Source organism: Pseudaquabacterium terrae (assembly GCF_013266755.1).
GTDB classification, from domain to species: Bacteria; Pseudomonadota; Gammaproteobacteria; order Burkholderiales; family Burkholderiaceae_C; genus Pseudaquabacterium; species Pseudaquabacterium terrae.
The window spans coordinates 281,494-308,061 of record NZ_JABRWJ010000008.1 but is presented as its reverse complement, the minus strand read 5'-3'; the positions used below and the strand labels follow the sequence as shown (position 1 = coordinate 308,061).

The window sequence follows — 26,568 nt, the reverse complement described above, 5'->3', positions numbered from 1 at the left end:
AGCGTGCGGCTTTCCGACCTGCACGCGCCGCCCCTGGCGCTGCTGCCCGCGGCGGCGATCGGCATCGCGATGCTGATCGACCGCCTGTTCGGCGAACCGCGCACGCGCTGGCATCCGGTGGCATGGATGGGCGCGCTGCTCGCCTGGCCGCAGGCCTGGCTCGAACGGCAGCCGCCGCGCCGCGGCTGGCTGTGCGGCACGCTGGCTTGGGCTGTCGCCGCACTGCTGATCACGCTGCTTGCCTGGGTGCTCGAAGCGGTGGTCTGGCGCCTGCTGCGTCCGGGGTCGGGCCTGGCGGGCTGGGCCGCCGCGGCGCTGGTGCTCGGCGTGCTGCTGAAGCCGCTGCTCGCCTGGCGCATGCTGGCCGACGAAGTGCGCGCCGTCGACGCCGCCCTCGCCAGCGGCCTCGACGATGGCCGCCGGCAGCTCTCTCGCCTGGTCAGCCGCAACACCGCGACGCTCGATCCGGACCTGGTGCGCGAGTCGGCGATCGAGACACTGGCCGAGAACCTCAACGATTCGGTGATCGCGCCGCTGCTGTGCTTCGTGATCGCCGGGCTGCCCGGCGCCGCGCTGTACCGGCTGGCAAACACCGCCGACGCGATGTGGGGCTACCGCGACCAGCGCGAGTGGATGGGCAAGACCGCCGCGCGCGCCGACGACCTGCTGTCGTGGCTGCCGGCGCGCTTGACCGCGCTGGCGCTGCTGCCGCGGCCGCGCGCCTGGCGCAGGCTGCGCCGCCAGGCCGCGCGCACGCCCTCGCCGAACAGCGGCTGGCCGATGGCCGCGATTGCGCTGCGGCTCGGGCTGCGCTTGCGCAAGCCGTTCGTCTATCAGCTGAATGACGCGGGCAGGCCACCGCACGCCGGCGACATCGCCGCCGCCATCGCCGCATCGCGGCGGGCGCTGGCGCTGGTGGTGCCGCTGCTGATGGCGCTGGCGGCGCTGCTGCGCTGGCGGGTCGCGACATGACCGCCCGTGCCGTGATGGTGCTCGGCACCACCAGCCACGCCGGCAAGAGCTGGCTCGCGACCGCGCTGTGCCGCTGGTATGCGCGCCAGGGACTGAAGGTGGCGCCGTTCAAGGCGCAGAACATGAGCAACAACGCGCGCGTCGTGCCAGGGCCGGACGGCATGGGCGCGGAAATCGGCAGCGCACAGTACTTTCAGGCGCTGGCTGCGCGGCGCGATCCCGACGTGCGCATGAACCCGGTGCTGCTGAAGCCCGAGCGTGACACCGCCAGCCAGGTCATCGTGCTCGGCCGCGTGCGCGCCGACCTGGCCGACGTGCCCTGGCATCGCCGCAGCGCGCTGCTGGCGCCCCTGGCGCTCGACGCCTTGCGCACGCTGCAGGACGAGAACGACATCGTGATCATCGAAGGCGCCGGCTCGCCGGCCGAGATCAACCTGCAGGCCAGCGACTACGTCAACCTCGGCGCTGCGCGCGCGTCGACCGCCACGGCGCTGCTGGTCGCCGACATCGACCGCGGCGGCGCCTTCGCGCACCTCTACGGCACGCACCGGTTGCTACCCGACGATGTACGCGGCCAGCTGCGTGGCTTCGTGCTGAACCGCTTTCGCGGCGATCCGGCGCTGCTGGCGCCCGGGCCGGCACAGCTCGAAGCCTTGACCGGCGTGCCCACGCTCGCGGTGCTGCCGATGTGGCGCGAGCACGGGCTGCCGGAGGAGGATGGTGTGGCGGTCGAGACCGTCTCACGGATCTGCGCAGCGGGACCGGTGGCGCACCGCATCGCGATCGTCGCCTATCCGCGCATCAGCAACCTCGATGAATTCCAGCCGCTGCGCCAGCTGCGCGGCGTGCAGCTGATCTGGGCGCGCCGGCCGCAGGACCTGGACAGCGCCGATCTGATCATCCTGCCGGGCTCGAAGCACACCGTGGCCGACCTCGCCTGGTTGCGCGAGCACGGCCTCGCGGCGCCGATCGCCGCGCACGCCGCACGCGGGGCACCGCTGCTCGGCGTCTGCGGCGGGCTGCAGATGCTGGGGGTGTCGCTGCACGATCCGCACGGCGTCGACGGCGGCTCGGCCACCGGCCTCGGCCTGCTGCCGCTCGAAACGCGTTTCGCCGCCGACAAGCTGCTGGCCCGCAGCGAGGCCTGCTTCGACAGCCTCGATGGCGCGTGGCGCCCGTGGTCCGGGCTGGCAGCAGGCGGCTACGAGATCCGCCACGGCCGCACGGCTGCACAGCCCGACGCCCCGGTGCAGATCGCGTTGCGCAACGCGCACGGCGAGCCGATCGGCTGGCAGCGCGGCAACGTGCTGGGAGCCTACTTGCATGGCCTGTTCGAAGCACCGGCGCTGCTCGAAACCCTGTTCGGTGAAACCCCGCGGCCGCTCGATGCGGTCTTCGACGGCCTCGCCGACTTCATCGACCAGCACTTCCAACCCGGCGCCCTGCGGCGCCTGATCGAACCCCGATGAGCACCTTGCCGACGATTGCCGACCTTCACGATGTCGCACTCGACGCGCGACTGCACCAGATCATCGACCAGAAGACCAAGCCGCTGGGCGCGCTCGGCCGGCTCGAGACACTCGGCCATCGGCTCGGGATGATCCTCGGCACCGAAGCGCCGCGGCTGCGCGATCCGCAGTTGATCGTCTTCGCCGCGGACCATGGCCTGGCCGCGCGCGGCGTGTCCGCCTATCCGAGCGACGTGACCTGGCAGATGGTCGAGAACTTCCTCGCCGGCGGCGCTGCGGTGAGCGTGTTGGCACGGCAGCATGGGCTCGCGCTGTCCGTCGTCGATGTCGGCGTGCGCCATGCGTTCGCGCCGCGCGCCGGCTTCGTCGACGCCAAGGTCGCGGAAGGCACGGCCGACGCGACCCGCGGACCGGCGATGACGCCCGCGCAATGCGCGCAGGCCATCGATGCGGGTCGCCGCGTCGTCGCCGAGCGCCCGGGCAACGTGCTGTTGCCGGGCGAGATGGGCATCGGCAACACCTCGGCCGCGTCGTTGCTGACGGCGCGGCTGCTGCAGGCACCGCTGGCCGCCTGCCTCGGCCGCGGCACCGGACTCGACGACGCCGGCTTGCAGCACAAGCGCGCGGTGTTGAGCGATGCGCTCGAGCAGCACGGCGCGGCGCGCACCCCGCTCGACGTGCTGGCGCGCCTCGGTGGCCTGGAGATCGCTGCGCTCGTCGGCGCGATGCTGCAGGCCGCCGCCGAGCGGCGCGTGATCGTCATCGACGGCTTCATCTGCAGCGCTGCGCTGCTGGTCGCCGCGCAGCTCGCGCCGGCGGTGCTGCAGCGCTGCGTCTTCGCGCACTGTTCGACCGAGCCCGGTCATCGGCTGCTGCTCGACCACTTCGGTGCGCAGCCGCTGCTCGACCTCGGCCTGCGCCTCGGCGAAGGCTCCGGCGCCGCGCTGGCCTGGCCGCTGCTCGACTCGGCCTGCCGCATCGTCTGCGAGATGGCCAGCTTCGACAGTGCCGGCGTCAGCCGCAGTTCGTGATGAACGAATGGCGGCGCCTCGCGCTCGCGCTGCAGTTTCTGACGCGTCTGCCCGTGCACGTCGAGGCCTTCGAGCCGACGGAATTGAACCGCTGCGCACGCTACTTCCCCCTGGTCGGCGCGCTGGTCGGTGCCTTCGGTGCCGCGGTCTTCGTGATCGCCGCCCACTGGTGGCCGCTGCCGGTGGCCGTCGGCCTGTCGATCGCCGCGACGGTGTGGCTGACCGGCGGCTTCCACGAGGACGGCCTGGCCGACACCTGCGACGGGCTCGGCGGCGCGGTGAGCCGCGAGCGGGCGCTGGAGATCATGAAGGACTCGCGGCTCGGCAGCTATGGCGTGCTCGGGCTGGTGGTGACGCTGGGCTTGAAGGCCGCGCTGCTGCTGGCGCTGGCGCAGCACGCGCCGCTGCGCGCGGCGCTGGCGATGGTCTTCACGCATGCGGCCTCGCGCGCCGCCGCGGTCGTGTTGCTCGTTGCGCTGCCCTACGCCGGCGATGCCGCGCAGGCCAAGGCCAAGCCCCTGGCACAGCGGGCCACCGCGGTCGAGCTCACGATCGCGCTCGGCAGCGTCGTGCTGCTCGGCGCCGCGGCCGGGCCGACCCTCGGCTGGCCCTCGCTGGCGTTGGCCATCGTGCTGGCAGCGCTGATGCTGGCCTGGCTCGCCCGCTGGTTGAAGCGTCGCCTCGGCGGCTTCACCGGCGACACCCTCGGCGCGACGCAGCAGTGCTGCGAAGTCGCCCTGTTGCTCGGACTCGCGGCCGTGCTCTGACTCATCGATGCCTACAATCGCTCACTTTTCAGCCGACTTCACTCGAAAGGCGCTGTCAGCCCATGTCGAAGCTCGATGAACTCGCCGAACGGGTCGAACGGCTGGTGCTGCGCCACGAGGAGCTCAAGCGCACCAACGCGCTGCTCGAGCAAGAGCTGCAAAGCGTGAGCAGCGAACGCGACAGCCTGCGCGCCCGCCTCGCCGCGGCGCGCGCGCGCATCGATGCGCTGCTCGACCGCATCCCGGCCGAGCGCTCGGCAACCGTCGGCGGCGGCAAGGCATGAAGCAGATCGAAGCCACCATCCTCGGCCAGAGCTACGTGCTGGCCTGCCCGCCCGGCGGCGAGGCGCTGCTGCTCGAAGCGATCAACATCGTCGACCGCGAGATGAGCGCGATCCGCGATGCCGGCAAGGTCAAGGCGCGCGAGCGCATGGCCGTGCTGGCGGCGCTGAACCTGGCCTACCAGCGCGCCGAACAGACGCGTGTGCCCGCCCCCGCGGCGCCCGTGCGCAGCAACGGCCACAACGGCAGCGATGCCGCGGCCGTGGCCGGCTCGACCGACATCGATGCGCTGATCCACCGCATCGATCTCGCGCTGGGCGATGATGGCCTGCTGCTGTGATGGATTGAGTGTTCCACCCGGCGCTGACGTGATTAGAATGGCCCCGTCCGGTGTGCTCTGCAGGTTTCTAATTTCTCTGAACCGATGCTCATTGAGCAAGGGCTTGGAACATCGCGAAGCTGGTGCGATCGTCTCGCGTCAGATGAACCCGAAGCCTCGCTGACCTCGCCCACCTGAACTTGGAACACCAGGGTTCAGGAATGCGGCTTGTAGGGCATGCCGGACACCCCCCGCTACACCCCCGCCTGCCCCCTCCCGTTTCCGATGCCCGGCTTCTGGCTGATGAAGAGCGAGCCCGACGAGGTCTCGATCGACGATCTCGCGCGCGCCTCACGCCAGACGGTGCCCTGGACCGGCGTGCGCAACTACCAGGCGCGCAATTTCATGCGCGATGCGATGGCGCTCGGCGACGGCGTGCTGTTCTATCACTCGTCCTGCGCCGAACCGGGCATCGCCGGGCTCGCTGAAGTCGCCAGCACGGCCTACCCCGACGCGTCGCAGTTCGACCCGGCGAGCAAGTACCACGACCCGAAGTCGAAGCCGGATGCGCCGCGCTGGCTGCACGTCGACGTCAAGCTGCGGCGCAAGACGCGGCTGCTGTCGCTGCGCGAGATGCGCACGCTGCCCACGCTCTCGACGATGCGCGTGCTGCAGCCGGGCAACCGCTTGTCGATCACGCCGGTAACGCCGGCCGAATGGCAGGCGGTCTGCGCGCTACTGGACTGAACGCTCAGTTCCCGCCGAAGCGGATGCTGGCCAGCGTCACCGCATTGCCGCCCCGCTGACGCGCCTGCGTCAACGCCGCCTCGCAGGCGCTCACCACGCCCTCCTGCGTCTGCGCGGTGTGCGGATAACTGGCGACGCCCACCGAGACGGTGAAGCCCAGCTCCTGGCCGTCGAGCGCAACGATCTGCGTCGCGCACTGGCGGCGCAGGCCTTCCATGCGTGAGTGCGCGGTCGCCAGGCCGACGCCGGACAGCAGCACCGCAAAACGGCGCTCGTCGATGCGGCAGGACGCGTCCATCGCGCGGGTGTTGCCGCGCAGCAGCCGGCCCATCGCCTCGTGAATGCGCTCCTGCGCGCGCTCGCCGAAGGCCGCGACCTTCGCGCTCGGCGCATCGAGCTCCATGTAGACCAGCGCGAACTCGCGGTGCTCGCGCGTCGACAGGTCGAGCTCGCGGCGCATCTGGTCCTCGAAATGCGCGCTGGTCGACAGGCCGGTGGCCTGGTCGCGCAGGCCGTGGTCGCCGAGCTCGCGGCGCAACGCGACATTTGCTTTCTGCTGTTGCTCGAGCTGCTCGATGGCCGCCTTCAGCTGCGATTCGCGCTGGCGTTGCGCCGACTGGTCTTGCCACAGCGTGCACAACACGCGCCGGCCGCCGGCATGCACCGCCAGCCGCAGCACCGCCCACTCGCGGCGCTCGCCGCGCCAGTCGAAGCGGTGCTCGCCGGTCAGCGCGGCGCCATGGGCCAACGCCGTCTGGTCGGCACTGCGCAGCAGCGTGGCCAGGGCCGGTTCCAGCAACTCGGCATCGCTGCGTCCGACGATCTCGTCCGGCGGGCGGCCGAAAAACTCGGCCAGCGCGGCATTGACTTGCAGGTAACGGCCGTCGGCAGCGTCCTTGACGCTCACGAACCAGCCTTGCTGCGTGGCGTGGGCTTCGAGCAGCTGGGCGAGCGCGCCTTCCAGCGCGAAGCCGGCGGGCATGCTGTCGGGCCCCTCGGCGAGTTCTGTCAGGGCATTCATCACGGCGGTCGGCAACGCGGCAGTGTCAATCACTCGTCAGGCGATGGATCGGCTCTTGTTGGCCCGATTCTGAGGACCGATCCCTCCGCAGGGCAATCGGGCACTGGCTGTGTCTCCCTAGCTTGGCGATGATACCCAGCGGCGCAGACGGCGCACCCCGCGAGCAGGCGTGGGGAGTCGTCCTCGCCGCAATCCCGACTACCCCAGCAGCACCTGCATGCTGTGCTCGTAGAGCGAGGTCAGGCGCTCGAAGCTCTGCAGCAGCGCCTCGCTCTCGCGCGCAAGCGCAAGCCGGCCGTCGCGGGCGGGGCGGCCCGCCCCGGCGCCGGCACCGCGCATGCCCTCGAGCAGCCGCTGCCACTGGCCGCGGGCGATGGCCAGCGTCGCGCGGATCTCCTCGCCGGCCAGCGGCGAACGTTCGAGCTGCTGCAGCGCGGCGTCGAACTCGGTGGCCGAGGCCAGCGCTGCTGCCGCGGCCGCCTGCGCCGCCGCCTCGGGCAGGCAGCCGGCGAGCAGCGCCTGCTTGGCGATCCGCTGCGACAGCATGCGCTGACGCCCGCTCAGGTTGATGACGTGCAGGCTGCGCCGGCCGGACAGCTGCTCCAGCGCATCGGTCAGGCCCTGCGCGTCGTCGAGCAGGCGTTGCGCAAAGGCATCGACCGAGCCGAGGTCGGCCGCCACCTGCGCGGCAGCGCGTTGCAGGTCCTGCCACGAGGCCAGCGCCGCGGCGCGCAGCGGCTGCACGTCTTCGGGCAGCGCAAGGGTCGACAGGTGGTCGATGCTGGCCTGCGCGCGGGCCAGCGAGTCCTGCTGCAGCGCCTCGGCCGAGGCGCGCTCGATGCCCAGCTGCGTCAGCGCCAGCGCCTTGACGATGCGCTGCGACAGCATGCGCAGCTGGCCGGCGCGATTGACCGCGTCGGCGGCTTCGGCCGCCTCGATCACCGCGCGCGAGACCTCGCCGACGCGCAGGTTGGTCTGCATCGACGCGGTGCGCAGCAGCGCGAAGGCGTCCGGTTCGCTCAGCTGCTGCGCGCTCATCAGCACGCCCTTGGCGCGATCGACCCACTTGCGCTCGTCGAGCCGGGCCTGCGCCGCCGTCAGCTCGTGCTGCAGCGCCTGCTGGCGGTGGAACCAATGCAGCACCAGCGGCAGCGTCAGCGCGAGCGCCGCGGGTTCGCAGGGCGCTTCGCCCCAATGCCACACACCGGCGTCGCAGGCCGCGGCCGCCAGATCGGGCGCCGCCGGCGCGAAGACCAGCACCGGCAGCGGCCGCGCGGCCTGCAGCGGCGCCAGCGTCGCCAGCAACTCGGCATCCACCTCGGTGGCCTCGACGACGACCCCTTGCGGTGCAAGCCGCACCGCCTCACGCACCAGATTGCAGCATGCCGTCGTGCCGACGACCGTCCTGCCCGCACCACGCAGGCGCCCCGCGAGCGCCTCTGCGGCCTCGGCAGACGGCGCGGCGGCCAAAAGCGATTCCGAACGATCCACGGGAGCGGTGGCAGGCTTCATCCGGCTGCGAGCATAGGCCAGACCGCGCGGCACGCTTGTTGCATAGCAGCACCTGCCGGGTGTGACGATGCATCCGGGTCGGCTTCCAGGCCGACCGTGGTGCCCCGCACCATGCCGCGATCCCGGTCCGGGCACGCCGTGCCCCGTCAGCCTGCTCCGGCGCGCACCAGCGCCGCCGTCGCACCACACGGGCCCTCCGCCCGACCGCCCACCCCACACCCACCCACCATGTCGGCATTCAAGACCTTCGTGCGCTCCGGCCACTGGCCCACCCTGTTCGCCTCGTTCCTGTACTTCGACTTCTGCTTTGCGGTCTGGGTGCTCAACGGCGCGATGGGTCCGTTCATCAGCGAGACCTTCTCGCTTTCGCCGGCGCAGAAGGGCTTCATGATCTCGGTGCCGATCCTCGCCGGCGCGCTGATGCGCTTTCCGCTCGGCGTGCTGGCGCAGTACATCGGGCGCAAGAACGCCGCGATGGTCGAGATGGCGCTGATCGTCGCCGCGCTGGGCTTCGGCTACGTCTTCGTCGACAGCTACGACAGCGTGCTGGCGATGGGCGTGCTGCTGGGCATCGCCGGCGCGAGCTTCGGCGTCGCGCTGAGCCTGGGCTCGGGCTGGTATCCGCCGCGCTACAAGGGCCTGGCGATGGGCATCGCCGGCGCCGGCAACTCGGGCACCGTGCTGGCCGTGCTGTTCGCGCCGCCGCTGGCGATGAAGTTCGGCTGGCAGTCGGTCTACGGCCTGGCGGCGCTGACGATGCTGCTGCCGATGCTGGTGATGTGGTTCGCGGCCAAGGAGCCGCCCGATCGTGAGCACCAGACCCTGCGCCAACACGTCAGTTGCCTGTTCGAGAAGGACGGCTGGGCGTTCAGCCTGATCTACATCGTCACCTTCGGCGGCTTCATCGGCCTGGCGAGCTTCCTGCCCACCTACTTCCACGACCAGTTCAAGGTCAGCAAGGTCGAGGCCGGCCAGCTGACGATGCTGGCGACGCTGATGGGCTCGGGCGTGCGCGTCGTCGGCGGCTACATCTCCGACCGCATCGGCGGCATCCACACGTTGAGCGGCGTGCTGCTGTTGGTGGCCGCGACCTTGACGCTGTGCGGCTTCGCCGGCGGCTCGCTGGTGCTGACGACGCTGCTGTTCATGCTGTGCTTCGCTGCGCTCGGAGCGGGCAACGGCGCGCTGTTCCAGCTGGTTCCGCTGCGCTGGCCGCTGACGACGGCCGTCGCGGGCTCGATGATCGGCGAGGTCGGTGCGCTCGGCGGCGGCTTCCTGCCGAACGCGATGGGCTTGTCGAAGCAGTACAGCGGCAGCTACCTGGGCGGTTTCCTCGCCTTCACGGTCCTCGCGCTGCTGATGCTCGCGATGCTGCGCATCGTGCAGATCCGGTGGACGCGTACTTGGGCTGAGAAGGGCGGGCGCGCCCGCGCAACCGAATCGACCGAAACCCACTATGCGCCGGTCAAGCCCGCGGCACGGCCGGAGGCCAAGGCGGCTCGATGATTCGACCGATCCCGTCAGCGCGGCAAGAACAACAACCAGACCACCAGCAGCGCATTGAAGCCCAGCGAGACCGCGAGCGCGATCTTCCACAGCGCCGCGGGGTCCCGATGCACCAGCGGCGTTGCGTGCGGCGCGGCGAGCGGGCGCGAGGCGCCGCGTTCCAGCGCGAGCAGCAGTTCCTCGGCGGTCTCGAAGCGCTGGCGCCGATCGCGCGCAACGGCCTTCAGCACCACGTGATCGAGCCAGATCGGCACATCGGGCCGGATGCGCGACGGGGCGACCGGATCGCGGCGGAAACGCCCGGTCTGGTACGGCTCGATCTCGCCGTACGGCAGGCGGCCGGTCAACCAGCGGTAGAGCGTGGCGCCCAGCGCGTAGAGATCGCTCATCGCATCGGCCGACGCGTGTTCACCCTCGCCCCATTGCTCGGGATTCATGTAGCTCGGCGTGCCGGCATGCAGGCTGCGCACCGCGGCGGGCTCGTTGCCGGACACGGCAGCGCCCAGGTCGAGCAGGCGCCATTGGCCGTCATCGCCGAGGTGCAGGTTGCCCGGCTTGACGTCGCGGTGGATCACCCGCTGGCGATGCAGCCGGCCGAGCGCGCGCGTGATGGCGATCACGCCCTGCTGCACCTCGTCGATGCCGAAACGGTGCTGCTCGGCGAGCAGATGCTCCAAAGTGGTGCCTGCGTGCCAGTCGAAGACGACGTAGAAGGCGCTCGGCGTGTTCGGCGCAGTGGGCGTGCGCACGCGCACGAAGCCCTGCGCGTCGCGCTCGCTGACGACCTGGCCCAGCCAGGCCTCGTGCGCCAGCATCGCGCGCTCCTCGGCATCTCCGGCACGCGATTCGTGCAGTGTCTTGATCGCGACGAGCTCACGCGTGGCCGCGTCACGTGCCTGGTAGAGCCGGTGCACGCCGGTGTCGGCGATCAGCGCCGTGATGGTGTAGCCGTCGAGCTGGTCAGCCACCTTCAGCCGCGGCGCCGCCGGCAGCTGGCGGCCGCTGATCAACGCATCGTCCAGGCGCTGGCTCGCCAGGCCCTGCACCTGCAGCACCAGCGCGGTGACGTTGTCTTTGCTGCCGGCCTGCAGCGCGGCCTGGGTGATCAACTCGGCCACGGCCTGCGCCGGCTGCGCCTCGCCCAGCAACTGCGCCAGCTTGCGCGTCTTCAGCACGCCATGCACGCCGTCGCTGCTCAGCAGCAGCCGGTCGCCGACCTGCAGCGCGCCCTGGTGGAAGTCGACCCGCACCGTGTCCTCGAGGCCGAGCGCGCGGGTCAGCTGGCTGCGCAGGTCCGGGTGGTCGAGCGCATGGTCCTGCGTCAGGCACACCAGCTCGCTGTCGCGCAGCAGCCAGGCGCGCGTATCGCCGACGTGCGCCACGGTCCAGGTCTGGCCCTGCAGCACCAGCGCGGTCAGCGTCGTCAGGCCCGATGCGTCGTCGCTGCGGCGGCGGTTGTGGTCGGCCAACCAGGCGTTGTGCGCGCCGATCAGCCGATCGAGCGCGACCGTGGTTTCCCAGGTCGCCGGCACCGCATGGAAGTCATTGACCAGCGAGATCACCGCGGTCTGCGCCGCGGCGCGGCCGTGGCCGCCCGCCGAGACGCCGTCGGCAATCGCGCAGATCAATCCGCGACTCGCTTCGTCGGCGGCCAATGCCGCCGCGAAGTCCTCGTTCTTTTCGCGCTGCCCGCGTTCGCTGGCGCGCCCGATATCGACTTGAAAGCTCATAGCGGCGCGCATTCTGCCGTTCGCGCTGCATTGGCACTGTGATTGCTAACCCTTGAACGTCCGGTTGTTGGAGATTCGATGATGAAAAAGATGAAGCTCGTGATGGTCGGCAACGGCATGGCCGGCGTGCGCACGATCGAAGAGCTGCTGAAGATCGCGCCGGACCTGTACGACATCACCGTCTTCGGCGCCGAGCCGCATCCGAACTACAACCGCATCCTGCTGAGCCCGGTGCTCGCCGGCGAGCAGACGGTCGACGAGATCATCCTCAACCCGCTGTCGTGGTACGAGGAAAACAGGATCACGCTGCACCTGGGCAAGAAGGTGGTCAAGGTCGACCGCACGCGCCGCCTGGTGATCGCCGAGGACGGCACGACGGCCGAATACGACCGCCTGCTGATGGCCACCGGCTCGAACCCCTTCATCCTGCCGGTGCCGGGCAAGGAGCTCGACGGCGTGATCGCCTACCGCGACATCGCCGACACCAATACGATGATCGAGGCGGCGCAGAAGTACCAGCATGCCGTCGTCATCGGCGGCGGCCTGCTCGGGCTGGAAGCGGCCAACGGGCTGATGCTGCGCGGCATGCAGGTCAGCGTGGTGCACATCATGCCGTGGCTGATGGAGCGCCAGCTCGATGGCGCCGCGGGCAAGCTGCTGCAGAAGTCGCTCGAAGCGCGGGGCCTGAAGTTCCTGATCGGCGCGCAGACCCAATCGCTGATCGGCGACAAGTCCGGCCGTGTGATGGCGGTGCAGTTCAAGGATGGCACGGAGATACCCGCGGATCTCGTCGTGATGGCCGCCGGCATCCGCCCGAACACCGAGCTGGCCGAGACGATGGGCCTGCATTGCAATCGCGGCATCGTCGTCAACGACACGCTGCAGACGACCACCGATCCGCGCATCTACGCGGTCGGCGAATGCGCGGCGCACCGCGGCATCGCCTACGGGCTGGTAGCGCCGCTGTTCGAGCAGGGCAAGGTCTGCGCGACGCACCTCGCCGAATTCGGCATCGGCCGTTACGTCGGCAGCCAGACCTCGACCAAGCTGAAGGTCACCGGCATCGACCTGTTCTCGGCCGGCGACTTCATGGGCGGCCCGGATTGCGAAGAGATCGTGATGAGCGATCCGTTCGGCGGCGTCTACAAGAAGCTGGTCATCAGGAACGACCAGCTGGTCGGCGCCTGCCTGTACGGCGACACGGTCGACGGCAGCTGGTACTTCAAGCTGCTGCGTGACGGCCGCAAGGTCAGCGACATCCGCGACAAGCTGCTGCTCGGCGAATCGAACATCGGCGATGTCGGCCACGAGGGCCACAACAAGGCCGCCGCGATGGCCGATTCGGACGAGGTCTGCGGCTGCAACGGCGTCAACAAGGGCACCATCTGCAAGGCCATCAAGGACAAGGGCCTGTTCACGCTCGACGAGGTGCGCAAGCAGACCAAGGCCAGCGCCTCCTGCGGGTCATGCACCGGCCTGGTCGAACAGCTGTTGATGTTCACCGCCGGCGGCGACTACTCGGCGGCGCCGAAGAAGAAGCCGATGTGCGGCTGCACCGACTCGAGCCATGCCGAGGTGCGCGAAGCGATCCGCAAGCCGCTGCCCGATGGCGGCAAGCTGCTGACGATCCAGGGCGTCTACAAGACGCTCGGCTGGCGCACGCCGAACGGCTGCTCGTCGTGCCGCCCTGCCATCAACTACTACCTGCTGAGCACCTGGCCCAAGGAAGCGCAGGACGATCCGCAATCGCGCTTCATCAACGAGCGCTCGCACGCCAACATCCAGAAGGACGGCACCTACAGCGTGATCCCGCGCATGTGGGGCGGCGAGACCACGGCCGATGAATTGCGCCGCATCGCCGACGTCGTCGACAAGTACAAGATCCCGACCGTCAAGGTCACCGGTGGCCAGCGCATTGACCTGTTAGGGGTGAAGAAGGAAGACCTGGTCAACGTCTGGAAGGACATCGGCATGCCTTCGGGCCATGCCTATGCGAAGGCGCTGCGCACCGTGAAGACCTGCGTCGGCAGCGAGTGGTGCCGTTTCGGGACGCAGGATTCCACGCAGATGGGCAAGGACCTGGAGCGCGCGCTGTGGCGCATGTACGCGCCGCACAAGGTGAAGCTTGCTGTCTCCGGCTGCCCGCGCAATTGCGCCGAGGCCGGCATCAAGGACGTCGGCGTGATCGGCGTCGATTCGGGCTGGGAAATCTACGTCGCCGGCAACGGCGGTATCAAGACCGAGGTGGCCGAGTTCTTCGTCAAGGTGAAGACAGCAGAAGAGGTGCTCGAGTACTCGGGCGCCTTCCTGCAGCTGTACCGCGAGGAAGGCTGGTACCTCGAACGCACCTGCCACTGGGTCGGCCGTGTCGGCCTCGACGTGGTCAAGGCCAAGATCCTCGACGACGCCGCGAACCGCAAGGCACTGTGGGAGCGCTTGAAGTTCTCGCTCGAAGGTGAACCCGATCCGTGGTTCGACTTCGACAAGGCGAAGGTCGACGTGCGCCAGTTCGAGCCGGTGGCCTCGGCATGAAACGCCGCCATCTGATCGCCGCTGCCGGCAGCGCCGCGCTGCTGCCGGCGGTCGCACGCGCGCAGGTCATCGACCTGAACGACGCGATCAACAAGGCCGGCCGCCAGCGCATGCTGAGCCAGCGCATGGCCAAGAGCTACAGCGCGCTCGGCCAGGGTGTGCTGCCGGACCTGGCGGGCGAGGTACTCGCCGCGTCGATGGGCTTGTTCGATCGTCAGTTGGTCGAGCTGAAGGTCTTCGCGCCGACGCCGGAGATCAAGCGCTGCTACGTCGATCTCGAACAGGCCTGGGGCGACTACAAGGCGGTGCTGGTCGGCGCCAAGCCGGCGCGCGAGCGTGCGGCCGAGATGTTCGGCGCCGCAGGCGGCGTGTTGAAGCTGGCGCACCAGGGCACCGGGCTGCTCGAGAAGCAGTCGGGCAAGTCACTCGGCCGGCTCGTCAACATCGCCGGCCGCCAGCGCATGCTGAGCCAGCGCATGGCGGCGTTCTACCTGAGCGCGAGCTGGGGCGTCGACGTCAGCGTGTCGACGAAGGAACTGGCCACGGCGCGCGACGAATTCGTGCAGGCGCACCAGGTGCTCTTCACCGCCCCCGAAGCCACGCCGCAGATCAAGACCCAGCTCGATCTGGCCGACCAGCAGTTCGTCTTCTTCGCCGCCGCGCTGCGCAACCTGCGCCCCGGCCAGTCCGATGCCCGGCTGATGACGAATGTCTTCACGACCAGCGAACGCATCCTGCAATTGATGGATGGCGTCACCGGCATGTTCTCCAAGCAAGGTCTCTACTCATGAATCAACCGACGAACAGCGCGCAGTGGAAGTCCATCTGCCGCATCGAGGACATCCCGGTGCTCGGCGCGCGCCGCGTGGCGCGTGAACACGGCACCGCCGTCGCGATCTTCCGCAATGCCGACGACAAGGTCTTCGCGCTGCTCGACCGCTGCCCGCACAAGGGCGGCCCCTTGAGCCAGGGCATCGTGATGGGCGAAAGCGTCGCCTGCCCGCTGCACAACTGGAACATCGGCCTGGCCGACGGCTGCGCCAAGGCGCCCGATGTCGGCTGCACCACGCCCTTCCGCGTCAAGCTCGACGACAACGGCGTCGTGCACCTCGATGCCGAGGAGCTGAACCGCCTGGCCATCGAAGCCTTCGAACAGACCGCCTGAGCGAGACACGACCCCATGCTCTTCGGCCGCAAGCACCGCAAACCGATCACCATTCCGGTCAAGGACGTGGCCGAATGGAAGTACACGACCTGCAACTACTGCTCGACCGGCTGCGCGATCGAGATCGGCCTGAACGACAAGGGCCGCATCGTCACCAGCCGCGGCCATGCCGGCGCCGACGTCAATCGCGGCAAGCTGTGCATCAAGGGCCTGCTCGAGCATGAGCTGTTCGAGTCCCCTGGCCGTGGCCGCATGCCGCTGATGCGCGACAAGGCGCACCTGCCCTTCCAGCCGGCGAGCTGGGATGTCGCGCTCGACAAGACCGCGGCGAAGATCAAGGAGATCCAGGCCAAGTACGGGCGCGATTCGTTCGCCGTCGTCTCCACCGGCCAGTTGTTGACCGAAGAGTTCTACACGCTCGGCAAGCTGGTGCGCGGCCAGATCGGCACCAACAACTACGACGGCAACACCACGCTCTGCATGGCCTCGGCGGTGTCGGGCTACAAGCGCTCGTTCGGCTCCGACGGCCCGCCCGGCTGCTACGGCGACTTCGAGCACACGCATTGCCTGATGGCTTTCGGCTCGAACCTGCCGGAGCAGCATCCGATCATCTACTGGCGGCTGAAGGAAGCGCTGGAAAAGCGCAAGTTCCCGCTGATCGTGATCGACCCGCGCGTGACGATGCTGGCGCAGTTCGCCGACATCCACCTGCCGATCACGCCGGGCACCGACACCGTGCTGATCAACGCGATGCTGCACGTGATCTTCAAGGAAGGCCTCGAAGACAAGGACTACATCGCCAGGCACACCAACGGCATCGACGAGATCCGCACGCTGGTGCTGGAGCAATACGACCCGAAGACCGCGCAGCACGTCTGCGGCATCGACGAGGACCGCATCCGCCAGGTGGCGCGTCTGTACGCCAAGGCGCCGGCGGCGATGAGCATCTGGACGATGGGCATCAACCAGTCGACCCACGGCTCGGACGGCGTCGTCAACATCAACAACCTGAACCTGGTCACCGGCAACATCGGCAAGCCCGGCGGCACCAGCCTGTCGATCACCGGCCAGTGCAATGCGATGGGCACGCGCGAGTGGTCGTCGTGCTCGGGCCTGCCCGGCTACCGCGCGCTGGAGAAGGAGAAGGACCGCAAGGCCGTCGCCGAGTTCTGGAACATCGACGAGAGCTTCTTCCCGGCGGCACGCGGGCTGGCGCAGACCGACATCTTCCCGGCCATCGAATCCGGCGAGATCAAGGGCCTGTGGCTGATCGCCACCAACCCGATGACCTCGATGCCGAACCAGCCGCGCATTCGCAAGGCGATGGAGAACCTGGAGTTCCTGGTGGTGCAGGACGTCTACGAGGACGTCGAGACCAACCAGTACTCGCACGTCTTCCTGCCGGCCGCCGTGTGGGCCGAGAAGGAAGGCTGCCACACCAACACCGAGCGGCGCGTGAACCTCACGCGCAACGTGCTGCCGCCGTTCGCCGATTCGAAGGCCGACTTCTGGATCTTCAATGAAATGGCGCAACGCTTCCAGGACCGCAATGCCATTCATTTCCCGCCGACGCCCGAAGGCGCGTTCGAGGAAATGAAAGAGCTCTCCAAAGGCGCCGGCCGCACGCTCGACATCTCCGGCATGAGCTACGACCGCATCGAGGCCGCGCGCGGCATCCAGTGGCCCTACAGCGAGGAGCAGGCGCTCGCCGACGAGGCCCAGTTCGGCCCGGCCGGCCAGTTCGACATGAAGCAGCGCATGGACTTCCTCGGCAACCCGCGGCTGTACACCGATGGCGTCTTCCAGACCCCCGACGGCCGCGCGAAGCTGATTCCGGTGCGCTTCGTCAACAACAACGAATGCCCGGACGACGAATACCCGTTCTGGCTCAATTCGGGCCGCGTCGTCGAGCATTTCCACACCCGCACGCGCACCGGCAAGATCGGCAACTGCAACAAGTTCAGCCCGACGCCGTACATGGAGCTGAACCCCGATGCGGCGCAGGAGCTCGGCATCGAGCACCAGAGTTACGTGCGCCTGGTCAGCCGGCGCGGTGATGCCGTCGTGATGGTGCAGCTGACGCATCGCGTCGGCCGCGACATGGTGTTCATCCCCTTCCACTTCCACGATTGCGTCAACCGCCTGACGCTCGGCCTGCTCGACCCGTATTCACGCCAGCCCGCGTTCAAGCAGAACGCGGTGCGCATCGAGAAGATCGATCAGCAGCTCGCTGCCCGGCTCAACGTCGAACGCCGCGCGTTCTGAGGACACCCCGATGAAGCCCACGACGATGGACCTGGACCGGCTGCTGGCCAATGCGCAGGAAGCGGCGATGCAGCCGCCCCCCGTGGCCAAGAAGATCTGGGAGCTCCGCACCGAAGAGCAGGTCTACGCGAAGCTGCGCGACCCCGTCGTGCAGGACACCAATCGCTACGGCCAGAAGGTCGACCTGATCGAGCTGACCGAAGGCAAGCTGCCGGTCGGCCGCTCGATGTTCATCAACGAGAACCCGGCCGTCGGCATCAATCCGAACCGCAACAAGCAGCACGGCTTCTTCTTCACCGCCGACAACTGCATCGGCTGCCATGCCTGCGAAGCGGCCTGCGCCGAAAAGAACGAGACGCCGGCGCACTTCGCGTTCCGCTCGGTGGGTTATGTCGAGGGCGGCAGCTTCCCCGACTACAAGCGCATGAACATCTCGATGGCCTGCAACCATTGTGATGACCCGGTCTGCCTGAAGGGCTGCCCGACGCGCGCCTACACCAAGCACACCGAATACGGCGCGGTGCTGCAGGACCCCGAGACCTGCTTCGGCTGCGGCTACTGCACGTGGGTGTGCCCCTACAACGCGCCGCAGCTCGACCCGGTCAAGGGCCAGGTCTCGAAGTGCAACATGTGCGTGGACCGCCTCGAAGTCGGCCTGAAGCCGGCCTGCGTCTCGGCCTGCGTCGGCAACGCGCTCGACTTCGGCGTGATCGAGAACATCCCGGCGAACCGCGAGCAGGCGCGCATCGAGATCCCCGGCTTCCCGTCGCCCGAGATCACCAAGCCGAACATCCGCTTCCAGCAGATCAAGCAGTTGCCGGACGAGATGAAGCGCACCGACTCGATGCCGGTGAAATACCACAAGGACGAACACGGCCGCTACCGCAGCGCCGTCGACCAGAAACGCGGCAAGGAGCCGCACTGGAACTTCAAGCGCCTGTCGTCGCGCGAGAACCCGCTGGTGCTGTTCACGCTGGCCGCGCAGGCCGCCGCCGGCGCCTTCGCGCTGCAATTCGGCGGCGCGCTGGCCGGACTGCAGGGCTTCACCGCCTTTGCCGAGTCGGCGCTGTATGCGCCGCTGGCGATCGTCAACTTCATGCTGGTGGCCTTCGGCCTCTTCATGTCGACGATGCACCTGGGCAAGCCGAAGCGCTTCTACCGCGGCTTCAACAACCTGCGCCATTCGCCGGTCTCGCGTGAAGGCCTGGGCATCGCGATCTTCATCGGCGGCCTCGGGCTGCACATCCTGGCGAGCCTGCCGGGCAATGCCTGGTTCCAGGCGATCTGGCAGGCGGTGTTCGGCGCGGACATCGGCGCCTTCGCCGCGTCGCCGATCGTGCGGGCGCTCGGCGTCGGCTCGGGCGTGCTGGCGCTGCTGGGCGGCGCGGCGGGGCTCTACTACATGAACCGCTGCTACCGCATCAAGGCGCGGCCGTTCTGGGACCACTGGCAGGTGGCCACGGCCTTCGGCGGCAGCGTGCTGTCGTTGGGCTCGCTGCTGGCCGGCGCGGTGGTGCTGGGCACGCTGGCGGTCATCGATGTGCCGCGCGATGGCGCCGCGCTGGTCTTCGGCACGCTGCTGACGCTGGGGTTGGCGATCGAGGCGATCGGCCACGTCGCGCATGCCAAGGCGATGGGCACCGCGCAGAACGAAGGCGGCGCGTCGTACTACATCCAGACCACCACCTTCGGCAAGACCTTCCTGCTGCGCAACGCGCTGCTGGGCAGCAACCTGCTGCTGGCCGCCGGCCTGCTGACGGTGCTGGCCGTCGATGGCGCCAGCGTGTACACGCTGGCCGGCTGGGCACTGGTCGGCGTGGTGACGCTGTTCACCAGCCTGGTCGGCCGCGCGCTCTTCTACGTGCTGGTGATCCCGACCACGATGCCCGGCGCCTTCTTCTGGAAGAACAAGGCCTTCGAGGAGCATGCACGCGACATCGGCCTGGCGAACCTGCCGCAGGTTGGCGTGGCGCCGCTGCGTCACTATCCTTGAGCGATGAGCATTGCCCCGTACATCAAGGAGATCGGCCGCGGCGCGGCCGGTGCCCGCTCGCTGGACAAGGCGCAGTCGCAGGACCTGATGGCCCAGGTGCTCGACGGCACCGTCACCGACCTGGAGATCGGTGCCTTCGCGCTGTCGATGCGCATCAAGGGCGAGACGGTCGACGAGCTGATCGGCTTCGCCGACGCGATGCATGCGCGCACGCTGATGATCGACAGCGACCGGCCGGTGATCGTGATCCCCAGCTACAACGGCGCGCGCAAGCTGCCGAACCTGACGCCGCTGCTGGCGATGCGGCTGGCCCAGGAAGGCGCGCGGGTGCTGGTGCATGGCCAGCGACACGACCGGGCGCGCGTCACCAGCGCCGAGGTCTTTGCCGCGATGGGCATGCCGCCGGCTGACAACGCCGCAGCGGTGCACGAGTGCTGGCGCCGCCACGAGCCCGCTTTCATGCTGACCGAAGCGCTCTGCCCGCCGCTGCAGCGCCTGCTCGATGTGCGCTGGGTCGTGGGCCTGCGCAACTCCGGCCACACCATCGCCAAGCTGATGCAGCCGATCGCCGATGCGCCGGCACTGCGCCTCGCGAGCCACACCCACCCCGAATTCGGCGCACTGATGGCCGATTTCGCGCGCCGCACCGAGGGCGATCTGATGCTGCTGCGCGGCACCGAAGGCGAGGCCGTCGCCGACCCACGCCGCTGCCCGAAGATCGAGACCTGGCTCAGCGGTGCACCGCAGCCCGAGCTCGGCTGCCCGGCGCAGGAAGGCAGCCTCGCCGAGTTGCCGCTGCTGCCGCGCGCGATCGATGCGGCGACGGTGGCCGTCTATGTCCAGGCCGTGCTGTCCGGCGAGAAGCCCGCGCCGGCGCCGCTCGAACGCCAGGTGAACCTGCTGCTGCAGAGCCTGGAACGCATGCAATCCGTGCCCGCCAAGGAGCGCCGCGCTTGAAGTCCTCTGCTGCCTCCAGTCCCTGGTGCGCCCTCGTCGGCGCCGGTCCCGGCGATCCCGAGCTGCTGACGCTGCGCGCGATCCGCCTGATCCGCCGCGCCACCGTGCTGCTGGTCGACGACCTGGTCTCCGATGCGGTGGTCGAGCGGGCGCTGGCCGGCCGCAAGCGCAAGCCGCGCATCGTCCATGTCGGCAAGCGCGGCGGCTGCCGTTCGACGCCGCAGGAATTCATCATCCGGCTGATGATCAATGAGGCGCTGGCGGGCGAGCGCGTCGTGCGGCTCAAGGGCGGCGACCCCTTCGTCTTCGGCCGCGGCGGCGAAGAAGCCGAGGCGCTGCGCGCCCACGGCATCGAGGTCGAGATCGCCAGCGGCATCACCGCCGCGGTGGCCGCCAGCGCGACGCTCGGCGTGCCGCTGACGCACCGCACGCATGCGCACGGCGTGATGCTGGTCACCGGCCACGCCAAGCCCGGCGGCGCGCCGCTGCACTGGCCGACGCTGGCCGCGGCCGCCGCGCAGGGCCTGACGCTGGTGATCTACATGGGCGTCGCCGAGTGGCCGCAGCTGCAGGCCGGCCTGCTGCAGGGGCTGCCGCCCGAAACGCCGGCCGCGGTGGTGCAGCACGCCAGCCTGCCGCAGCAGCGCCAGGTGCTCACCGTGCTCGGTGAGCTTGCCGAGACGATAACCCGCGAAGGACTCGGCAGCCCGGCAATCATCATCCTCGGCGACGTGCTGCGCGGCGCGCTGGCGCTGGCCGCTGAAACGCCGCTGCAACACGCGCAGGCGGCCTGAAACACACGCGACACGGCTGACATCGCAGCGCGCGGCGGCGTCCGGATAATCCGCGCCAACCGCAACTGCCGACTGTCGCCATGGAATCGCTGGAGAAGCTGAACCGCCTGAGCGAGTCGCACGGCGAGATCCGCGCCGGCCGCGGCATGGTCACCGGCGTCATCGCGCTGATGCTCGCCGTGCTGTGCTTCCTCGGCGTGCTCGCATTCCACTTTCCGCAGTACCTGACGACGCCCGAGCTGCGCAAGAGCTACGACGTCGAATGGATGCGGCGGCTGATGATGGCGGCGATGGTCATCACCGGCGGGCTGTCGCTGGTCAACATCGTCTTCGGCCGCGCGCGCTGGCTGTCGTCGGCGGCCTTCGTGCTGATCCTGGTCACCGCGCTGCTCGGCGGTCACCAGGTGCCGGTCAACGACTTCCCGGACAACACGCCCTACATCGGCCTCGACTGGTTCATCCTCGACCTGCTCGGCTCGTCGCTGATCTTCATCTTCATCGAGAAACTGTTCGCATTGCGCCGCGACCAGCCGGTCTTCCGCGCCGAGTGGCAGACCGACTTCAACCACTTCATCGTCAACCACATGGTCGTCGGCTTCGTGCTGCTGGCAACCAACCTCGCCGTGCACAAGCTCTTCGGCTGGGCCGCGAACGACGGCCTGCGCGGCTGGGTGCAGGGGCTGCCGTTCTGGGCCGGGCTGCTGCTGATCGTGCTGGTCGCCGACCTGATGCAGTACTGGACGCACCGCGCGTACCACGAGATCCCCGTGCTGTGGCGGCTGCACGCGGTGCACCACAGCGTCAAGAGCATGGACTGGATAGCCGGCTCACGCCAGCACATCGGCGAGCTGCTGATCACCCGCACGCTGGTGCTTGCCCCCATCTACGTGCTCGGCTTCAGCAAGGAGGTCATCGACGCCTACATCGTCATCGTCGGCTTCCAGGCCGTCTTCAATCACGCCAACGTCAGCGTGCGCCTCGGGCCCCTGCGCTACCTGATCGTCACGCCGAATTTCCACCACTGGCACCACTCGCAGGACGACGAGGCGATCGATCGCAACTACGCGGCGCACTACGCGTTCCTCGACTACCTGTTCGGAACGGCGGTGAAGTCGGACCGCGAATGGCCCGAGCAGTACGGCGTGGTCGGCGACTACGTGCCGAACGGGTTCTGGCAGCAGCTGAAGTTTCCGTTCGTCTGGAAGGGGTAGGCGCTCTGGTATCTTGCTTGAGCCATGAGTTCCTCGACTGCCGAAAGCAACACCCCGAGCCGCGAGGCCGTCGCGGCCTTCCTGGCCGCGGAGTTTCCGCAGACGAAGGTCACCGTCGAATCGATCGGTGGCCGCGCGGCGACGGTGCGGCATCCGGTCGGGCCGCAAGAGTTGCGACCGGGCGGCACCGTCTCGGGCCCGGTGCTGATGGCGGTGGCGGACGTTGCGCTCTACGTCGCCATCCTCGGCGAGATCGGCATCGTTCCGCTGGCGGTGACGACGAGCTTGAGCATCAACTTCATGCGCAAGCCGCCGGCCGATCGTGCGATCGTCGGCATCTGCAGCTTGATGAAGGTCGGCCGCTCGCTCGCAGTCGGCGAGGTGGCCCTGTATTCCGAGGGTCTCGACGAGCCGGTCGCTCATGTCGTCGGCACCTATTCGATCCCGCCCGCCGGACGGGCAGGCGGGTGACTCCGTGCGACCCACACGCGTCGAATAGGCGTTTCTCCTACAGCGAAAGTTGCCCCTGCCCATCGGAATCGGCGCATGATTGCTGCACTGCAGCATTTTGGAGCCCCTCCCATGGGTTTCGACAACATCGTTGACACGATTGACCGCGCGCTGGAGTCGGCCGGGCTGAAGCGTGATACGCCGGCTACCAGCGGCGTCAGAGCGACGATCGACAGGGCCCTGGCCGCCGCGGGCCTGACGGCCAAGGTCAGCTCCCCGACCGAGCGTCCACCGGCTCCCGCGCCCTCCCGCGCGCGCCCGGCCGAGTACACCGACGTCGGCCAGTTCATCTCGCTCTGCCATTCGAGCCGGCACGGCAACCTCCGCTACAAGCTCTACCTGCCGTCGGGCTACGACGGGTCGCCGATGCCGCTGATCGTCATGCTGCATGGCTGCAAGCAGAGCCCCGATGACTTTGCCGCCGGCACGCGCATGAATCGGCTGGCGGAGCACCACGGCTTTCTCGTCGCCTACCCCGCGCAGGAGCAGCGCGCCAACGGATCGAACTGCTGGAACTGGTTCGAGAGCGCACAACAGACACGCGCCGGCGTGGAACCTTCGCTGATCGCCGGCATGGTCGGCGAGATCGCCGGCAGCCACGCGGTGAAGCAGGGGCAGGTCTACGTCGCCGGGCTGTCGGCCGGCGCTGCGATGGCCGTGATCCTCGGCCGCGCCTACCCGGAGATCTTCACCGCCGTGGCCGCGCACTCGGGCCTGCCGGTGGGCGCGGCGCATGACCTGCCGTCGGCCTTCGCAGCCATGCAAGGACGCGCTGCCGCGGCTCGCCCGGCCCGAAACGAGGCCCCCTGCGTGCGGACGATCGTCTTTCACGGCGATTCGGATGCGACCGTCACGCAGGCCAACGGCGCGAGCATCGTCCGACAGTCCGTGGCGGCGTTCGAGCAAGACGGCCGCGCGTTGAAGCGCGTCGTTCGGTCGGAAGCCGCAGCGGGCGGCAGACGCTGCACGACCACCGAGTTCCGCGATCCTGCGGGTCAAGCGATGGTCGAGGAATGGGTGGTGCACGGCGGCTCGCACGCGTGGTTCGGCGGGTCCGGCCAGGGCTCGTACACCGATCCGACGGGACCCGACGCGTCAGCGCAGATCGTGCGTTTCTTCCTCGCGCGCGAGGCCAGGGGCTAGACCCGCATCCGGCGGGATCGCATGTCGACTGCGAAGATTCGCAGTCGCCCGCGCCGGCATCACGATCCGGCCGCTGCGGATAATCGGCGCCCTTTGCCGAGCCATGCCGACACCCGCCGAGCCCTTGCCCCCAACCTCCGCCCGCTGGGACACCATCGTCATCGGTGCCGGCGCGGCCGGCTTGTTCTGCGCGGCGCTGGCCGGGCAGCGCGGACTGAAGGTGCTGCTGCTCGACCATGCCGAGAAGCTCGCCGAAAAAATCCGCATCTCGGGCGGCGGCCGCTGCAACTTCACCAACCGCGACGCCGGTCCGGCGAACTTTCTCTCCTCGAATCCTGACTTCTGCCGTTCTGCGCTGGCACGCTACACGGCGGCCGACTTCATCGCGCTGGTCCGGCGCCACGGCATCTCGTTCCACGAGAAGCACCGCGGGCAGCTGTTCTGCGACGGCTCGAGCGAGCAGATCATTCACATGCTGGTCAGCGAATGTGACTCCGGCGGCGTCGAGCGCCGCCAGCCCTGCGCGGTGCGCGCCGTGCGCGCGATCGACGGCGGCTTCGAGCTCGACAGCGATGCCGGCCCGCTGAAGACCCGCCAGGTGGTGATCGCCACCGGCGGGCTGTCGATCCCGAAAATCGGCGCCACCGACTTCGGCTACCGTATCGCCAAGCAGTTCGGCCACAAGCTGATCGAGCCGCGGCCGGCGCTGGTGCCGCTGACTTTCGATGCGGCGGCCTGGGCGCCGTTCGTGCCGCTGGCGGGGGTGTCGCTGGAAGTGGCGATCGAGACCGGACAAGGCAGGCAACGCGGGCCCGTCGCGGCCCGCGGCCGCGACACCGGTGCACGTTTCGTCGAGGACTTGCTGTTCACGCACCGCGGCCTGAGCGGCCCGGCGGTGCTGCAGATTTCGAGCTTCTGGCGCCCCGGCGACGCGCTGCGCATCGACCTCGGCGCCGGCGCCGACCTGGCCGCGCGGCTGCGCGAGGCCAAGCTGAGCTCGCGGCGCCAGCTCGGCAACGAGCTCGCGACCTGGTTGCCGCAGCGCCTGGCCAGTGCCTGGCTGGACAGCCACGGGCTGCCGGCCGAGCGGGCGATGCCCGAGCTGCGCGATCGGGATCTGGAGCGCCTCGCGCAGGGCCTGTCGCGCTGGACCATCACCCCCGACGGCACCGAAGGCTTCCGCAAGGCCGAGGTCACCGCGGGCGGCGTCGACACCCGCGAGCTCGATTCGCGCACGATGGCCAGCAAGCGCCAGCCGGGCTTGTTCTTCATCGGCGAGGTGGTCGACGTGACCGGCTGGCTCGGCGGCTACAACTTCCAGTGGGCCTGGGCATCTGCCGCCGCTTGCGCGCTCGGTTTGGCTCCCGCGAAAATTTCGCAGTAGAATCGCTGTCTTTGCTAGCAAACCGCGCGTCGATTCCCCTGGAATGCCGACCATCACGCGGCCGCGTGATGGAACCCTTCGAAGAGAAGGACTCGGCCGCAGCGGGAACACCGAGCGCACTTTCTTAGGATCCATGCACTAAATGACCACGATTCGCGTCAAGGAAAACGAACCGTTCGATGTCGCACTGCGCCGCTTCAAGCGCACGATCGAGAAGCTGGGCCTGCTGACCGAACTCCGCGCACGCGAGTTTTACGAAAAGCCCACCGCCGAGCGCAAGCGCAAGAAGGCGGCTGCCGTGAAGCGCCACTACAAGCGCGTTCGCAGCATGCAGCTTCCGAAGAAGCTCTACTGAGCCTCTTCCGCTGCTGACCACACGCCCGCGCGGGACGCCGCAGCGGGCGTTTGCATTTCTGGAGCCCACCCCATGAGCCTGAAAGACCAGATCACCGAAGACATGAAGACGGCGATGCGCGCGAAAGACGCCGATCGTCTGTCGACGATCCGCATGCTGCTCGCCGCGATCAAGCAGCGCGAGGTCGACGAGCGCATCGTGCTCGACGATGTCGCAATCGTCGGCATCGTCGACAAGCTGATCAAGCAGCGCAAGGACTCGATCACCGCGTTCCAGGCCGGCGGCCGCGAGGACCTGGTCGCCAAGGAGAGCGCCGAGCTCGCCGTGCTGCAGGCCTACCTGCCGGCGCGCCTGTCGACCGAAGAGGTGCAGGCCGCCGTCGCCGCACTGGTGACCGAGCTCGGTGCCGCCGGCCCCGGCGACATGGGCAAGGTGATGGGCGCCGCGAAGGCGCGTTTCGCCGGCAATGCAGACATGGGTGTCGTCTCCGCCGCGGTCAAGGCCGCACTCAGCAAGTAAGCTTTCGCGCCATGCAAACCTCCCAACTGATTCGCCAGGTGGCGCCCGATTTCTGCGTCGCGCCGCAGCTGACCCCCGAGGCGATGGCCGATCTGGCGAAGCTCGGCTTCAAGAGCGTGATCAACAACCGGCCGGACTTCGAGGAAGGCCCGCACCAGCCGACCAACGCCAGCGTGCAGGCCGCCGCCGAGGCCGCCGGCCTCGAGTACCGCTACCTGCCAGTCAACGGCGCCTACCAGTCGCCCGAAGAGATCGCGCAGATGGCCGAGCTGCTGGAACAGCTGCCGGGCCCGGTGCTGGCCTTCTGCCGCTCGGGCGCGCGCTCGACGAAGCTGTACCTTTCCGCGACGCGGGGCTGACGCCCGCCGCCACCGAGCCCGCTGG

At 69.0% G+C, this 26,568-nt stretch carries 25 protein-coding genes; 22 read left to right on the top strand and 3 right to left on the bottom strand.

Annotated features, from left to right (window positions below; all coding sequences use genetic code 11):
- Positions 1-3 precede the first annotated feature (3 nt).
- The 7 genes from cbiB (at position 4) to HLB44_RS25970 (ending at position 5,587) form a co-directional block, all read left to right on the top strand.
- Positions 4-972, top strand: coding sequence for an adenosylcobinamide-phosphate synthase CbiB (gene cbiB, locus HLB44_RS26000; RefSeq protein WP_343051556.1), 969 nt, complete (start codon positions 4-6; stop codon positions 970-972).
- The gene (locus tag HLB44_RS25995; RefSeq protein WP_173129535.1) at positions 969-2,441 is read left to right on the top strand and encodes a cobyric acid synthase; all 1,473 of its coding nucleotides are present in this window, start codon (positions 969-971) and stop codon (positions 2,439-2,441) included. The genes cbiB and HLB44_RS25995 overlap by 4 nt, the downstream gene beginning before the upstream one ends.
- A complete protein-coding gene (cobT, locus tag HLB44_RS25990; RefSeq protein ID WP_173129532.1) occupies positions 2,438-3,472 on the top strand; it encodes a nicotinate-nucleotide--dimethylbenzimidazole phosphoribosyltransferase in 1,035 nt (344 codons plus the stop codon). The genes HLB44_RS25995 and cobT overlap by 4 nt, the downstream gene beginning before the upstream one ends.
- Positions 3,472-4,239 (top strand): adenosylcobinamide-GDP ribazoletransferase, encoded by a 768-nt coding sequence (locus HLB44_RS25985; RefSeq protein ID WP_173129529.1) that lies wholly within the window; start codon positions 3,472-3,474, stop codon positions 4,237-4,239. The genes cobT and HLB44_RS25985 overlap by 1 nt, the downstream gene beginning before the upstream one ends.
- 62 nt (positions 4,240-4,301) lie before the next feature.
- Positions 4,302-4,523 carry a DUF904 domain-containing protein gene (locus HLB44_RS25980; RefSeq protein WP_173129526.1) on the top strand — a complete coding sequence of 74 codons (222 nt, stop codon included), beginning with the start codon at positions 4,302-4,304 and terminating at the stop codon, positions 4,521-4,523.
- Positions 4,520-4,861 (top strand): cell division protein ZapA, encoded by a 342-nt coding sequence (locus HLB44_RS25975; RefSeq protein ID WP_173129523.1) that lies wholly within the window; start codon positions 4,520-4,522, stop codon positions 4,859-4,861. Before HLB44_RS25980 ends, HLB44_RS25975 begins: the two co-directional genes overlap by 4 nt.
- A gap of 264 nt (positions 4,862-5,125) precedes the next feature.
- On the top strand, positions 5,126-5,587 hold the full coding sequence (locus HLB44_RS25970; protein ID WP_173130025.1) for an EVE domain-containing protein: 462 nt from the start codon (positions 5,126-5,128) through the stop codon (positions 5,585-5,587).
- Between the two features lie 4 nt (positions 5,588-5,591).
- On the opposite strand, the gene HLB44_RS25965 is transcribed toward HLB44_RS25970, so the two are convergent.
- Both HLB44_RS25965 and HLB44_RS37980 read right to left on the bottom strand, forming a co-directional pair.
- Positions 5,592-6,608: a GGDEF domain-containing protein gene (locus HLB44_RS25965; RefSeq protein WP_246312469.1), complete on the bottom strand. Its 1,017-nt coding sequence runs from the start codon at positions 6,606-6,608 to the stop codon at positions 5,592-5,594.
- A 198-nt stretch (positions 6,609-6,806) separates the two neighbouring features.
- Positions 6,807-8,099, bottom strand: coding sequence for an ANTAR domain-containing protein (locus HLB44_RS37980; RefSeq protein WP_173129520.1), 1,293 nt, complete (start codon positions 8,097-8,099; stop codon positions 6,807-6,809).
- 249 nt (positions 8,100-8,348) lie between these two features.
- Between HLB44_RS37980 and HLB44_RS25955 the strand changes: the two genes are divergently transcribed.
- Positions 8,349-9,626 carry an MFS transporter gene (locus HLB44_RS25955; RefSeq protein ID WP_173129517.1) on the top strand — a complete coding sequence of 426 codons (1,278 nt, stop codon included), beginning with the start codon at positions 8,349-8,351 and terminating at the stop codon, positions 9,624-9,626.
- A 14-nt stretch (positions 9,627-9,640) separates the two neighbouring features.
- Here HLB44_RS25955 and HLB44_RS25950 read toward each other — a convergent pair whose 3' ends face one another.
- Positions 9,641-11,356 (bottom strand): bifunctional protein-serine/threonine kinase/phosphatase, encoded by a 1,716-nt coding sequence (locus tag HLB44_RS25950; protein ID WP_173129514.1) that lies wholly within the window; start codon positions 11,354-11,356, stop codon positions 9,641-9,643.
- An 81-nt stretch (positions 11,357-11,437) separates the two neighbouring features.
- Between HLB44_RS25950 and nirB the strand changes: the two genes are divergently transcribed.
- The 14 genes from nirB (at position 11,438) to HLB44_RS25880 (ending at position 26,543) form a co-directional block, all read left to right on the top strand.
- The gene (nirB, locus tag HLB44_RS25945; RefSeq protein WP_173129511.1) at positions 11,438-13,888 is read left to right on the top strand and encodes a nitrite reductase large subunit NirB; all 2,451 of its coding nucleotides are present in this window, start codon (positions 11,438-11,440) and stop codon (positions 13,886-13,888) included.
- A complete protein-coding gene (locus HLB44_RS25940) occupies positions 13,885-14,679 on the top strand; it encodes a type IV pili methyl-accepting chemotaxis transducer N-terminal domain-containing protein (protein WP_173129508.1) in 795 nt (264 codons plus the stop codon). The genes nirB and HLB44_RS25940 overlap by 4 nt, the downstream gene beginning before the upstream one ends.
- Entirely contained in the window at positions 14,676-15,053 is a 378-nt protein-coding gene (gene nirD, locus HLB44_RS25935) for a nitrite reductase small subunit NirD (protein ID WP_173129505.1), read from the top strand. The genes HLB44_RS25940 and nirD overlap by 4 nt, the downstream gene beginning before the upstream one ends.
- Before the next feature lie 15 nt (positions 15,054-15,068).
- Complete coding sequence (locus HLB44_RS25930; RefSeq protein WP_173129502.1) at positions 15,069-17,318, top strand: molybdopterin oxidoreductase family protein; 2,250 nt, start codon at positions 15,069-15,071, stop codon at positions 17,316-17,318.
- A 10-nt stretch (positions 17,319-17,328) separates the two neighbouring features.
- Positions 17,329-19,311, top strand: a complete 1,983-nt coding sequence (locus HLB44_RS25925; RefSeq protein ID WP_217283811.1) for a DmsC/YnfH family molybdoenzyme membrane anchor subunit — start codon at positions 17,329-17,331, stop codon at positions 19,309-19,311.
- A gap of 3 nt (positions 19,312-19,314) precedes the next feature.
- Entirely contained in the window at positions 19,315-20,268 is a 954-nt protein-coding gene (ybiB, locus tag HLB44_RS25920) for a DNA-binding protein YbiB (RefSeq protein WP_173129499.1), read from the top strand.
- Positions 20,265-21,062: a uroporphyrinogen-III C-methyltransferase gene (cobA, locus tag HLB44_RS25915; protein ID WP_173129496.1), complete on the top strand. Its 798-nt coding sequence runs from the start codon at positions 20,265-20,267 to the stop codon at positions 21,060-21,062. The genes ybiB and cobA overlap by 4 nt, the downstream gene beginning before the upstream one ends.
- Before the next feature lie 80 nt (positions 21,063-21,142).
- On the top strand, positions 21,143-22,273 hold the full coding sequence (locus tag HLB44_RS25910) for a sterol desaturase family protein (RefSeq protein WP_173129493.1): 1,131 nt from the start codon (positions 21,143-21,145) through the stop codon (positions 22,271-22,273).
- A gap of 24 nt (positions 22,274-22,297) precedes the next feature.
- Positions 22,298-22,744 carry a PaaI family thioesterase gene (locus tag HLB44_RS25905; protein WP_173129490.1) on the top strand — a complete coding sequence of 149 codons (447 nt, stop codon included), beginning with the start codon at positions 22,298-22,300 and terminating at the stop codon, positions 22,742-22,744.
- A 111-nt stretch (positions 22,745-22,855) separates the two neighbouring features.
- Positions 22,856-23,926: an extracellular catalytic domain type 1 short-chain-length polyhydroxyalkanoate depolymerase gene (locus HLB44_RS25900; protein WP_173129487.1), complete on the top strand. Its 1,071-nt coding sequence runs from the start codon at positions 22,856-22,858 to the stop codon at positions 23,924-23,926.
- A gap of 103 nt (positions 23,927-24,029) precedes the next feature.
- On the top strand, positions 24,030-25,310 hold the full coding sequence (locus HLB44_RS25895; RefSeq protein WP_173129484.1) for a BaiN/RdsA family NAD(P)/FAD-dependent oxidoreductase: 1,281 nt from the start codon (positions 24,030-24,032) through the stop codon (positions 25,308-25,310).
- Between the two features lie 142 nt (positions 25,311-25,452).
- Positions 25,453-25,665, top strand: a complete 213-nt coding sequence (gene rpsU / locus HLB44_RS25890; RefSeq protein WP_012346814.1) for a 30S ribosomal protein S21 — start codon at positions 25,453-25,455, stop codon at positions 25,663-25,665.
- Between the two features lie 72 nt (positions 25,666-25,737).
- A complete protein-coding gene (locus tag HLB44_RS25885) occupies positions 25,738-26,184 on the top strand; it encodes a GatB/YqeY domain-containing protein (protein ID WP_173129481.1) in 447 nt (148 codons plus the stop codon).
- 11 nt (positions 26,185-26,195) lie between these two features.
- Positions 26,196-26,543, top strand: a complete 348-nt coding sequence (locus tag HLB44_RS25880; protein WP_173129478.1) for a protein tyrosine phosphatase family protein — start codon at positions 26,196-26,198, stop codon at positions 26,541-26,543.
- Positions 26,544-26,568: the final 25 nt, after the last annotated feature.

Bases quoted from the DNA above. Each gene is read 5' to 3' on its own strand.
- HLB44_RS25995 (WP_173129535.1), top strand. From the start codon at position 969: ATGACCGCCCGTGCCGTGATGGTGCTCGGCACCACCAGCCACGCCGGC.
- cobT (WP_173129532.1), top strand. From the start codon at position 2,438: ATGAGCACCTTGCCGACGATTGCCGACCTTCACGATGTCGCACTCGAC.
- HLB44_RS25985 (WP_173129529.1), top strand. From the start codon at position 3,472: ATGAACGAATGGCGGCGCCTCGCGCTCGCGCTGCAGTTTCTGACGCGT.
- HLB44_RS25980 (WP_173129526.1), top strand. From the start codon at position 4,302: ATGTCGAAGCTCGATGAACTCGCCGAACGGGTCGAACGGCTGGTGCTG.
- HLB44_RS25975 (WP_173129523.1), top strand. From the start codon at position 4,520: ATGAAGCAGATCGAAGCCACCATCCTCGGCCAGAGCTACGTGCTGGCC.
- HLB44_RS25970 (WP_173130025.1), top strand. From the start codon at position 5,126: ATGCCCGGCTTCTGGCTGATGAAGAGCGAGCCCGACGAGGTCTCGATC.
- HLB44_RS25965 (WP_246312469.1), bottom strand. From the start codon at position 6,608: ATGAATGCCCTGACAGAACTCGCCGAGGGGCCCGACAGCATGCCCGCC.
- HLB44_RS25955 (WP_173129517.1), top strand. From the start codon at position 8,349: ATGTCGGCATTCAAGACCTTCGTGCGCTCCGGCCACTGGCCCACCCTG.
- HLB44_RS25950 (WP_173129514.1), bottom strand. From the start codon at position 11,356: ATGAGCTTTCAAGTCGATATCGGGCGCGCCAGCGAACGCGGGCAGCGC.
- nirB (WP_173129511.1), top strand. From the start codon at position 11,438: ATGAAAAAGATGAAGCTCGTGATGGTCGGCAACGGCATGGCCGGCGTG.
- HLB44_RS25940 (WP_173129508.1), top strand. From the start codon at position 13,885: ATGAAACGCCGCCATCTGATCGCCGCTGCCGGCAGCGCCGCGCTGCTG.
- nirD (WP_173129505.1), top strand. From the start codon at position 14,676: ATGAATCAACCGACGAACAGCGCGCAGTGGAAGTCCATCTGCCGCATC.
- HLB44_RS25930 (WP_173129502.1), top strand. From the start codon at position 15,069: ATGCTCTTCGGCCGCAAGCACCGCAAACCGATCACCATTCCGGTCAAG.
- HLB44_RS25925 (WP_217283811.1), top strand. From the start codon at position 17,329: ATGAAGCCCACGACGATGGACCTGGACCGGCTGCTGGCCAATGCGCAG.
- ybiB (WP_173129499.1), top strand. From the start codon at position 19,315: ATGAGCATTGCCCCGTACATCAAGGAGATCGGCCGCGGCGCGGCCGGT.
- HLB44_RS25910 (WP_173129493.1), top strand. From the start codon at position 21,143: ATGGAATCGCTGGAGAAGCTGAACCGCCTGAGCGAGTCGCACGGCGAG.
- HLB44_RS25905 (WP_173129490.1), top strand. From the start codon at position 22,298: ATGAGTTCCTCGACTGCCGAAAGCAACACCCCGAGCCGCGAGGCCGTC.
- HLB44_RS25900 (WP_173129487.1), top strand. From the start codon at position 22,856: ATGGGTTTCGACAACATCGTTGACACGATTGACCGCGCGCTGGAGTCG.
- HLB44_RS25895 (WP_173129484.1), top strand. From the start codon at position 24,030: ATGCCGACACCCGCCGAGCCCTTGCCCCCAACCTCCGCCCGCTGGGAC.
- rpsU (WP_012346814.1), top strand. From the start codon at position 25,453: ATGACCACGATTCGCGTCAAGGAAAACGAACCGTTCGATGTCGCACTG.
- HLB44_RS25885 (WP_173129481.1), top strand. From the start codon at position 25,738: ATGAGCCTGAAAGACCAGATCACCGAAGACATGAAGACGGCGATGCGC.
- HLB44_RS25880 (WP_173129478.1), top strand. From the start codon at position 26,196: ATGCAAACCTCCCAACTGATTCGCCAGGTGGCGCCCGATTTCTGCGTC.